The organism is Cytobacillus oceanisediminis (assembly GCF_003182355.1).
Taxonomy (GTDB): Bacteria; Bacillota; Bacilli; order Bacillales; family Cytobacillaceae; genus Cytobacillus; species Cytobacillus oceanisediminis_A.
The window spans coordinates 74448-84410 of sequence record NZ_QGTW01000019.1; the positions used below are offsets into that span (position 1 = coordinate 74448).

At 40.5% G+C, this 9963-nt stretch carries 10 protein-coding genes, 1 tRNA gene and 1 other annotated feature (1 of these 12 cut by a window edge); all 11 genes read right to left on the reverse strand.

The window, feature by feature from the left end:
• Positions 1-128 (reverse strand) — a binding site (T-box leader); it reaches 132 nt to the left of the window's first position.
• Positions 129-147: 19 nt separating this feature from the next.
• Positions 148-1050 (reverse strand): branched-chain-amino-acid transaminase, encoded by a 903-nt coding sequence (gene ilvE, locus DFO73_RS25220; protein ID WP_110067442.1) that lies wholly within the window; start codon positions 1048-1050, stop codon positions 148-150.
• A 412-nt stretch (positions 1051-1462) separates the two neighbouring features.
• Positions 1463-1539, reverse strand: a tRNA-Arg gene (locus tag DFO73_RS25225).
• A 143-nt stretch (positions 1540-1682) separates the two neighbouring features.
• Positions 1683-2201: a metallophosphoesterase gene (locus DFO73_RS25230; RefSeq protein WP_110067443.1), complete on the reverse strand. Its 519-nt coding sequence runs from the start codon at positions 2199-2201 to the stop codon at positions 1683-1685.
• Entirely contained in the window at positions 2198-2809 is a 612-nt protein-coding gene (locus DFO73_RS25235; protein ID WP_110067444.1) for an XTP/dITP diphosphatase, read from the reverse strand. Before DFO73_RS25235 ends, DFO73_RS25230 begins: the two co-directional genes overlap by 4 nt.
• Before the next feature lies 1 nt (position 2810).
• A complete protein-coding gene (rph, locus tag DFO73_RS25240) occupies positions 2811-3581 on the reverse strand; it encodes a ribonuclease PH (RefSeq protein WP_110067445.1) in 771 nt (256 codons plus the stop codon).
• Between the two features lie 208 nt (positions 3582-3789).
• Entirely contained in the window at positions 3790-4863 is a 1074-nt protein-coding gene (locus DFO73_RS25245) for a GerMN domain-containing protein (RefSeq protein WP_110067446.1), read from the reverse strand.
• 308 nt (positions 4864-5171) lie between these two features.
• The gene (gene recQ, locus DFO73_RS25250; protein WP_110067447.1) at positions 5172-7316 is read right to left on the reverse strand and encodes a DNA helicase RecQ; all 2145 of its coding nucleotides are present in this window, start codon (positions 7314-7316) and stop codon (positions 5172-5174) included.
• Between the two features lie 144 nt (positions 7317-7460).
• The gene (gene racE / locus DFO73_RS25255; protein WP_110067448.1) at positions 7461-8255 is read right to left on the reverse strand and encodes a glutamate racemase; all 795 of its coding nucleotides are present in this window, start codon (positions 8253-8255) and stop codon (positions 7461-7463) included.
• Between the two features lie 10 nt (positions 8256-8265).
• Complete coding sequence (locus DFO73_RS25260) at positions 8266-8724, reverse strand: MarR family winged helix-turn-helix transcriptional regulator (protein ID WP_110067449.1); 459 nt, start codon at positions 8722-8724, stop codon at positions 8266-8268.
• 179 nt (positions 8725-8903) lie between these two features.
• Positions 8904-9128 (reverse strand): helix-turn-helix domain-containing protein, encoded by a 225-nt coding sequence (locus tag DFO73_RS25265; protein ID WP_009333184.1) that lies wholly within the window; start codon positions 9126-9128, stop codon positions 8904-8906.
• Positions 9129-9275: 147 nt separating this feature from the next.
• Positions 9276-9740 (reverse strand): acyl-CoA thioesterase, encoded by a 465-nt coding sequence (locus tag DFO73_RS25270; protein WP_110067450.1) that lies wholly within the window; start codon positions 9738-9740, stop codon positions 9276-9278.
• Between the last annotated feature and the right edge of the window lie 223 nt (positions 9741-9963).

Here is a 9963-nt window from a genome sequence, read left to right on the forward strand (position 1 = left end):
TGATAATCATCTTTCAGGCCTGCGCTCCGAGGTGAGTTCATTTTATGAGGGCATTGCCGGTTTTCAGCAGCTCCGGCTCTCTGTGAACGCCTTGTCATAAAACTACTTATCCTCTTCCACGCTTTTCCTATTTGTTTAAATCATTTGTCAGCTTACGTGCGGAGCTGCTCGAGAGATCACCTTAATCCCTTCTGCTACAACCCGCTCCCTGAATTTCTCCAGGAGATGTTTGGTATGGCTTCCTGGGACGCCGTTGCCTATTGGCCTGCCATCCACTTTTACAACTGCGATGACTTCCGCGGCTGTCCCGGTTAAGAAAACTTCGTCTGCTGTGTAAACATCATGCCTTGTAAAGGGTTCTTCCTTTACTTCATATCCTAGCTCTTCAGCTATATCGATAACAGCATTTCTTGTGATTCCTTCCAGCGCTCCAACATATCCAGGAGGAGTGTAGAATACCCCGTCCTTTATAATAAATACATTATCTGCTGAGCCTTCCGCCACATAGCCTTGATCATTAAGCATTAATGCTTCATTTACATTGGCCAATCGGGCTTCAATTTTGACAAGAATATTATTTAAATAGTTCAAGGATTTTACTTTTGGACTTAAAACATCGGGTCTGTTTCGCCGGGTTGCAACTGTTACAATTTCCAATCCTGTTTCGTAAAGGTGTTTAGGGAATATGGCCAAAGGCTCTACGATGATTACAACATTGGCCCCCCTGCAGTTGTTAGGATCCAGTCCAAGGTCGCCTACTCCTCTCGACACTACTATTCGAATATAAGCACTTTCATGCTGGTTTCGTTCAACTGTTTTTACCACCAGGTCAGTGAACTCTTCTTGTGTATAGGGAATATTGAGCATAATTGACTTTGCTGATCGATACAGGCGATCCATATGCTCCTTCATTCTAAAAATATTTCCGCTATATACCCTGATACCTTCAAAAACACCATCGCCATATAGAAAACCATGGTCATAAACAGAAATTTTCGCGTTTTCCTTTGTAACGAATTCTCCGTTTAAAAAGATCCACTGTTCAGGCACGAAAAACACCTCTCACTTAATCCAAATAATTTAACACTTTAAACCGCTGAATTTTTAGGTTAAAAAAATCTGCAAATTTCATTGCCGAAAATTTTTATTTTAGCTGTAACGCTTTTATTCAATTCAGGTTTTGATTTCTTATATTGAGGACTATCTTACGCCCATTTTTAACAGCCGTCAACACCCTTTTGTGAATTATTTGATAATTTAGATTTGTTAGTTTTTTTGTATCCGCTTACATTGTTGGTATATTCACATTCTTTGGGACAAAATTTTTTTAAAAATTTTCTTATCAGAGGAGATCGCAGATAACTTTTTGAGAGCAAAGTGATGGCCTTTCGCGGAACAAAAAAACTCACCTAATAAGGTGAGTAAAATTCGGTAAGATATGTAGTGTTGCTAGGTGTGTAAATGGCGTCCCAGGAGAGATTCGAACTCCCGACCGACGGCTTAGAAGGCCGTTGCTCTATCCTGCTGAGCTACTGGGACGTTTAAAATAATAACTAAAGTTTCGAGAAAGATTATCTCAAAGACAAGTTTTATTATATTAGACAAACAATCCAAAGTCAACACTTTATTAAAAAAAATTTTATTCGAGGGAAGCCTGGCTCCCCTCAGTTATTATATTCAAGTTATTGCTTTTTTGCCAGTGAAAATTTTTGAGACAGTTCTGGAATTTTCCCTGTGGCTGTATCATAAACATCCAGGATGATATCTCTTTCCTTAGCTTCCAGAATTATATATGTTTTTTCTCTTCTCCCCCTTGGCAGCCTGATGCTTCCGGGATTAATAAATAAGGTGTTATCAACCATTTCAGCTCCCAGATAATGCGAATGCCCAAAACATACAATATCCGCTTCCATTTCGCGTGCGCGGTATGAGAGATTCATTAGGGTAGACTTTACTGAATACCTATGGCCATGTGTAACAAATAGGCGCAGCCCTCCAGCCTCTTCAACACGATCTTCTGGGAACCCTGCCTCAATGTCACAATTTCCCCTTACAACAGTATACCCGTTAATAGATTCGTCATCAGCCTGCAGTTCTGAATCTCCGCAATGAATCAAAAGATCCATCCCAGTATGCTGGTCACGGATTTGCTTGAGTTCGGAAGTTAGTCCGTGGCTGTCGCTTAGGATAAGGATTTTCATGCTTTTTCATCTCCAGAAAGAAAAGAAGGGAGCAGCTCTTCCAGCTTTTTAAGTGCCTTTGCACGATGGCTGATTTGGCTTTTTTCTTCAGGCTTTAGCTCCGCCATCGCTTTTCCTTTCTCCTCCGCTAAGAAAATAGGATCATAGCCAAACCCATGAGCACCTCTTTTTTCTCTTAAAATGAAGCCTTCGCAAGTCCCTGCAACTGTTAATGCTTCCTTCCCAGGTGCAGCAATTGCCAGAGCGCAGTAAAACCTCGCCTGGCGGCTGTTATCGGGTGTGTTCTCCATCTCCTCCAAAACTTTGTCCATGTTTTTCTGGTCGTTTTTTTCTTCACCCGCATACCGCGCAGAATAAATGCCAGGTCTGCCCTCAAGCGCGTCTATCATCAGTCCGGAATCATCGGCAATGACCATTCTTTTGAACGCTTTGGAAACAGTTTCAGCTTTTAAAATGGCATTCTCTTCAAAGGTGGTGCCGGTTTCTTCAACTTCATGAAAGTCAGGATAGTCCAATAAAGTTTTGACCTCATAGCCAAGAGGTTTGAACATCCGCTCAAACTCCTTGGCTTTGCCTGCATTTTTAGTTGCGATTATAACTTCTTGCATTCTACGCCTTCCCCTCCAGCTTTTCTCTTTTGTTATTTATGCTTGTTGTGATTTTCTCTCCAAGGGCAGCCTTCTGGTGTTCAAACAGCTCTGAGATGCCTCCTTGTGCAGCACTTAATAATTCCTGAAGCTGTGCATAAGAAAATGTCGCCTCTTCCCCTGTACCTTGAAGTTCTACAAATTCTCCGTTGCCCGTCATAACCACATTCATATCCACTTGTGCTGAAGAGTCCTCAATATAATTCAAGTCTACTGCCGCCTGCTTATTATCAAGTATTCCTACACTGGTAGCAGCAAGAAAATCATTTACAGGATATTGCGGAAGCTTTTTATTGCTGTAAAGCTTGTCCATTGCCTGTGCCATCGCAATGAATGCACCTGTAATAGATGCTGTCCGTGTGCCTCCGTCCGCCTGTATTACGTCACAATCCAGCCAGACAGTCCTTTCTCCAAGTGCCTCCAAATCGACAACTGCACGAAGGGCACGCCCGATCAGACGCTGGATTTCCATTGTTCTTCCAGTGATTTTTCCTTTTGCTGCTTCTCTGATGTTTCTCTGTTCTGTAGCTCTTGGCAGCATCGAATACTCAGCTGTTATCCATCCTTTTCCCTGTCCCCTCATAAATGGCGGCACCCTCTCATCGATACTAGCCGTACAAATCACCTTTGTATCTCCTACTGTAATAAGGACAGAGCCTTCAGGATGCTTTAAGTAATCTGTTTCAATATGTATAGGCCTTAGCTGCATTGGTTCACGTCCATCTGCACGCATGATCTGTTTCCCCCTTTAATTTTCCGTATGGATATCCATTGGTTTGTCTTTAGCCGGACAAATGCCCTGCTCTGCTTAAAAGATATGTAATCTTTGAATGGAGTTGCCATTCTAACTTGGCAGTCCGGTTTTCTCCAACAAAGAAGAGGCGGCAATAAATGCCTACCTCTTTTTCCTGTTACTATATAGTATAACAAAATCCGCTTTTTTAAAAACTTCCTGTATTCACATTTTCAGGACGTGTGACTGGCTCTGTTAACTTTTCCCCGTTCTCATTTACAATTTCTGCTTTGCCATCAACTGTGACAGCAACGCTCTCGATTCCTTTTTGTTCAGTTAAAGAGAGGACAAGGGCATTCAACAGATGCTGAGAGATAATTTTCTCTTCAAAGCTGCTGAACACATTTTCGTTAAAGTTAAGAGTTACTTTTCCGTCCTCCACCTTAGGATCTTCAAGCAGCTGAACATCCGGCAGGAAGTCTGTTACCAGTTTGGAAGCATAGTTTGGCCCTTTAACCAATTCGTTTACAACAGCTTCCACATTGTTGTCCATTTTATTGCTGACACGTTTCGTGACAGGAACATAATAATAGTTTTCTTCATCACCGCCAAGGTAATAAACTGTAACCGGTTTTGTATTCGTTATGTCTACTACTTCTGCAGTATCCATGTTAATTCCATTGGTTCTGCTTAATGATGCAGCAATCGGTGTTCCATTTACAGGCATTTCTTTTAATTCATGCCCGTTCAAAGTCAGCTTTACTTTATCAATGGAATCAAATTGCGTCAGCGTCCAAGTAACAGATTCCAGAATTTTCATTTCATCTTCAGGAGCGTATTCCTGAAACTCTTTGGAGAAGTCTACAGTAGCAACTTTATCCTTAATATTGACTGAAACCTTTGTATCTGCTGGAAGGACAGCTCTGAAGTCGTTAGGAAGCAGGTCGGTTACAGGCCCGTTTTCTACCAAGTATTCCAAAGCCTGTGTGGCAACAGAATTTGTTTTCGGAAGCTCCAGTGTCTGCGGCACAACATAGCCATTTTTATCAATTAAATAAAGCTCTGTTTGAAGGTTTGCTGCAACACCTTCTTCTTTCTCTGCTGTTTCCGTTTCTGTGCCATTTGTTTCTTCAGCTACATTTTCTCCTTCATCCGAATACGTTACTGCTTTTGGCGGATCTACCTTTTCCTTTCCCTGGCTTCCAAATAATCCGCACCCTGATAATAAAACTGATGAAACGAGAACTGCTGAAACTATAGTCGATTTTTTATTTATAGACATATTTAATCCCCCCTGAGACAGTTTGTACTACATGTATACGAGCCTATCTGTAATTTAGACCGCCTTTCGGAAGAAAAGTGTTAATAGATTTTTGACAAATTCGGACAAACCGAATCGTTCCGGCAAAGATAACCGGCGTCAACTTCAATCTTAAGAATCCCCACTTATAAACTGCGTGCGCATCGGCTCTTCCAATCTCAATGCCTCACTCCTCTTGATTCTCCTCCCCAAAAGTTAATTTTAAAAACCAAAACTGCAAAAATAGCAGTAACAAAAAAAAGCCCCAAACGGAGCTTCTCTCTCTTTTACTATTTTTGTTCCTGCAGCTCGTTCTTAACCAGCACAGCTTTTATTGTAAAATAATCGATTTCATCAGGAAGTTCTTCCTTAATCGGTTTAAGCTTGTCCTTCCCGACTTTGTCCACTGCTTTCAAGACAAGCTGTTCCTCTCCGTCATCAAAAATTTCAGACCAGTCAATCGTTTGACCTTCTTTTACAGAACGAAGTATATGTTCCTGAATCGTTATTGTTGAGAAATTTCGCTTTTTGGCAATCTCGCTAATTGGAACCCCATCCATATAATATTCAAATGAAATCAGATAGCTGGGGCGATCGTCCAAAGGTTCCTCAGCCTTTCCCGTTCTTTCGGAGTTAACAGGTACAGGTGAAATATTATGCTCCTCAACAAAGTTTTTAATTTCCTCGATAAAACACTCACCATATTTATCAAACTTCATTTGCCCTACACCTTTGATATTAAGCATCATTTCCTTATTAACAGGAAAGCAGCGGCTCATTTCTTTTAATGCAGCATCGGCAAATACAACATATGGAGGAACTTTTTCTTCGTCTGCGAGCTTCTTTCTTAAATTGCGTAAAACTGAGAATAGTTCATCATTTTCTTCTGTTTCCTGAATAAGCTCAGGCTCTTTTATTTTCATTGCGATTTTTTCCTGTCCCTTTAAAACTGGAACAGCATTTGCCGAAAGCTTTACAGTTGGATACTTTCCATCCGTTAAAGTTAAAAAACCTTCAGCAAGCAGGTAATTCATAATGTCTGCAATCTCTTTTTCCTTACGGTTTTTTAATAGCCCGAAAGTTGATAGCTGATTAAAGTTCATTTCGCGGATCCTTTTATTATTGGAACCTTTTAAAACCTGAGCAGTTAATGTAATTCCGAACCTCTCTCCCATTCGTTTAATACACGAAAAAATCATTAAAGCTTCCTGTGTAATATCTATGCTTTTACGGTCATCCAAGCAGCTGCTGCATTTTCCGCAGCTGAACGATTCCGCATTCTCATCAAAGTATTCAATGATATAAGATTGAAGGCATTTTTCTGTATGGCAATAATTCACCATATCCTTTAATTTGCTGTATTCCTGCTCCATTTTCTGCCGGTCCAGATTGCTTTCTTCTATTAGAAATTTTTGGAGCTGAATATCCTGCGGAGCAAACAGCAAATAGCACAGACTCTCCTCTCCGTCTCTTCCCGCTCTTCCTGCTTCCTGATAATAGGCTTCAATATTCCGGGGCAGATTATAGTGGATAACATATCTGACATTGGATTTATCAATACCCATCCCAAATGCATTTGTAGCTATCATGATTTCCGCTTCATCATAAACAAACGCATCCTGGGCTTTTTTCCGTTCTTCTTCCTTTAAACCGGCATGGTATTTCGCAACAGAATAGCTCTTTCCTTTTAAAAATTGATAAAGCTGGTCTGTTTCCTTGCGGCTGGAAGTATAAATGATGCCCGCTTCATTTTTGTGCTTTTCAATGCTTTGAATAATAAAATCTCTTTTATTAACACCCTTCATTACTTGAAAAGCCAGGTTTTCCCGTCCAAAACCTGTAATAAAAGTACTTTCTTCGCCGATGTTTAAAAGCCTGCGAATATCATCCGCCACATCCCGTGTCGCTGTTGCAGTCAAAGCAGCTACAACAGGGTTCTGATTCAAGCTCCCTAGCTGGCTGACAACAGAACGATAGCTTGGCCTGAAATCATGGCCCCATTGCGAAATGCAATGCGCCTCATCAAAAACAATCTCACTGATAGGCACTTCATTTAACAGCTCTAAGAATGCAGGTGAATCAAACCGTTCCGGCGCAACATAAACGAGCTTGTATTCACCATGTCGGATTCCTGCCATTATGTACTGGTACTCATCAGCGGATAATGAACTGTTGATATAAGCAGCAGGGATTCCGGCAGTCAATAGGGCATCTACCTGATCTTTCATTAAGGAGATTAGCGGAGAAATGACGATGGCCGTTCCGGGGAGTACAAGAGCGGGAATTTGGAAGCAGATTGACTTTCCGCCTCCTGTCGGAAGAATTCCAAGGGTATTGGTTTGTCCAATAATATTTTGGATAATTTCCTTTTGTCCAGGGCGGAAAGAGGTGTATCCAAAATACTCATTCAAATAGTTTTCAGCTTGTGCCAGCAAATCGATCACCAACTCAATTCATTTTTTTGTATCTCATTTTTCATGATACCAAAGCTTTCTTTAGATTGTAACCTTAAAGAAAAATTAAAAAAACACCTTCTGAATTAAATCGGACAGAAGGTGTTAGCCGGCTTTCCTGAAAACTTAAAGCATAATTTTCACTGCCGTATTTACAGGTGTTTTTAGCCATTTTGATGCAATCTTTGAAAAAATCGCAGTGGATCCAGTCGTAAAAAATTTATATTCGGGTTCCTCAGCACTTTCCTTCAGTAATCCGTGATGATGAAGAATGGTACTGGCTTCCCTTGCTGTCTCTTCACCCGAACTGATTACCTTTACGTCTTCTCCCATGACATTTTTAATAATCGGTTCTAAAAGAGGATAATGTGTACACCCGAGAATAAGTGTATCCATTCCTCTGCCTTTTAAGAGCTGCAGTGTTTCCGCCACAATTTTTCTAGCAACAGGCCCTTCATATTCTCCGCTTTCAACAAGTGGAACAAACTTTGGGCATGCGAGACTGTGGACGATGGATTTGCTGTTAATCTGAATTAATGCCTTTTCATAGGCTCTGCTTTTGACCGTACCTTCCGTTCCAATAACACCGATTGTATGGTTTTGGGTTACTTTAATCGCCGTTCTTGCACCGGGAAAAATAACACCAATAACAGGTATGGACAGTTCTTGGCGAATTTCTTCGAGGGCTACTGCTGTAGCTGTATTGCATGCGATTACAAGCATCTTAATATTTTTCCCTAATAAAAATTGAGTCATTTGCCATGTAAATGCTTTTACCTCTTCACCACTGCGGGGGCCGTAGGGACAGCGGGCCGTGTCACCGAGGTAAACAATATCTTCATTTGGCAGCTGCCGCATAATTTCTTTCGCGACAGTTAAGCCTCCAACTCCGGAGTCAATAATTCCTATAGGTTGTTTCAAACATACCGCCTCATTCTATGCGCATATCTTGGTGTAACTTCATTAAGTTATCTTTGAGGAATAATACCTCTTCATTTGTGAAGTCCCTTAGAACCTCTTTCAAGTATTCCTGCCTCTTTTTAATAACCTCTTCAATAATCCGTTCGCCTACTTCCAACAGTTGGATGCGGACTACTCTTCGGTCGTTTGGATCTTTGACTCTTTTAACCAGATTATTCTTTTCCATACGGTCAACCAGGTCTGTTGTCGTGCTGCAGGCAAGATACATTTTGTTTGAGAGCTCTCCTATTGTCATGTCTCCTTCTTCAAAAAGCCATTGCAAAGCTACAAATTGGGGTGGTGTGATTGTAAAATCACTTAAAATTTCCCGCCCCTTTTGCTTGATTATGCCGGATATGTATCTTAGGTCTTTTTCTATGTCAGCCACAACATCATGTATTTCGTTTGTTTTAGAATCTTCAAGCTTCATCAATAAACACTCCCATTTCAGCTTTTACGATTTATATATACAAAAAACGATATTTTTTGCCCTTGTGCATTTATTTTCACCTTTTTCAGCGCAAATTTCAAGACAGAAATAAATACCTGCTCAAAAATTCGCCTGTATAAATGTGTTAACCGGCATCCCATAAGGATAGCCGGTCTAGATTAAAGTTCTAGCTCTCCCATTCGAAGGAGCTCTACAACAGCTTGTGAACGCCCCTTTACACCAAGCTTTTGCATGGCATTGGAAATGTGGTTCCGAACCGTTTTTTCGCTTATAAACAATTCACCAGCGATTTCCCTTGTTGTTTTGTCTTGTACTAACAATTCGAATACTTCTCTTTCTCGTTTGGTGAGTAACGGCTTGTGAGTATATTCATTCTCCTTCAAGTATTGTAACCCTCCTTGCCTTTCGCCAGCTATGAACCGCGGGATGGGTATATATTTAGTCAACATATCATATGTCAGCAAAAGTGCTGAAGTGACTATATTTACATAAAGGAGAAAGTTATTTTCAAAAAATGTGCCTTTGTGCCGCTAGGCTCGTACTTTAACTTTGCTTCTCAGCAATTCTTTCATATCCTCAGTCCAAGGGACACCCTTGCCTGTTTTTTTGGATATCTGCACCATTGTCCCTCTCCCAGCAAAGCAAATAGAACCGTCTGCCTTCTTTCCCATATAGTGAAGATCGACAGAAGAATGCCCTATGGAAGCAGCCTTTACATATATTTTAATTTCTTCATCAAAGAATACCTGGCTTAAAAAATCGCATTGAAGGTCTGCAACAACCGGGATTGTTTCATTATCCCGTTTTACCCAATCCTGCATAAATCCTTTGCTCTTAAAGAATTCAATCCTTGCTTCTTCATAATATGTGAATGGAACAGTATTGTTCAAATGTCCAAACATATCTGTTTCAGAAAAACGTACCTTAATGGGATGAAAAAAGATAAACTCTTCTTCCCACGCTTTAAAATCCTCTATATAGTTTAATTTCCCCATGCTGTTTCCTCCTAGCTAATTATGAATGAGCATTCACTCTACTTCTAATTATTATAATGTTTTTGGAATTATTTGAAAACATTTTGGGTTTCATTAGATAAAATAAAAAGATACCCCCTTTCCAAAATTGAACTGTGCCCCAGTTTACGGACAGTTTAAAAAAGCGCCTATGCGGCTAGTAAATGACTCCGGTATTGTTCCGGGGTCATTTTATTTAAGCCCC

Coding starts and splice junctions, on each gene's coding strand:
- DFO73_RS25230 (WP_110067443.1), bottom strand. CDS start 2,201: ATGAAAATCCTTATCCTAAGCGACAGCCACGGACTAACTTCCGAACTC.
- DFO73_RS25235 (WP_110067444.1), bottom strand. CDS start 2,809: ATGCAAGAAGTTATAATCGCAACTAAAAATGCAGGCAAAGCCAAGGAG.
- DFO73_RS25260 (WP_110067449.1), bottom strand. CDS start 8,724: ATGAAGCTTGAAGATTCTAAAACAAACGAAATACATGATGTTGTGGCT.
- rph (WP_110067445.1), bottom strand. CDS start 3,581: ATGCGTGCAGATGGACGTGAACCAATGCAGCTAAGGCCTATACATATT.
- DFO73_RS25245 (WP_110067446.1), bottom strand. CDS start 4,863: ATGTCTATAAATAAAAAATCGACTATAGTTTCAGCAGTTCTCGTTTCA.
- DFO73_RS25270 (WP_110067450.1), bottom strand. CDS start 9,740: ATGGGGAAATTAAACTATATAGAGGATTTTAAAGCGTGGGAAGAAGAG.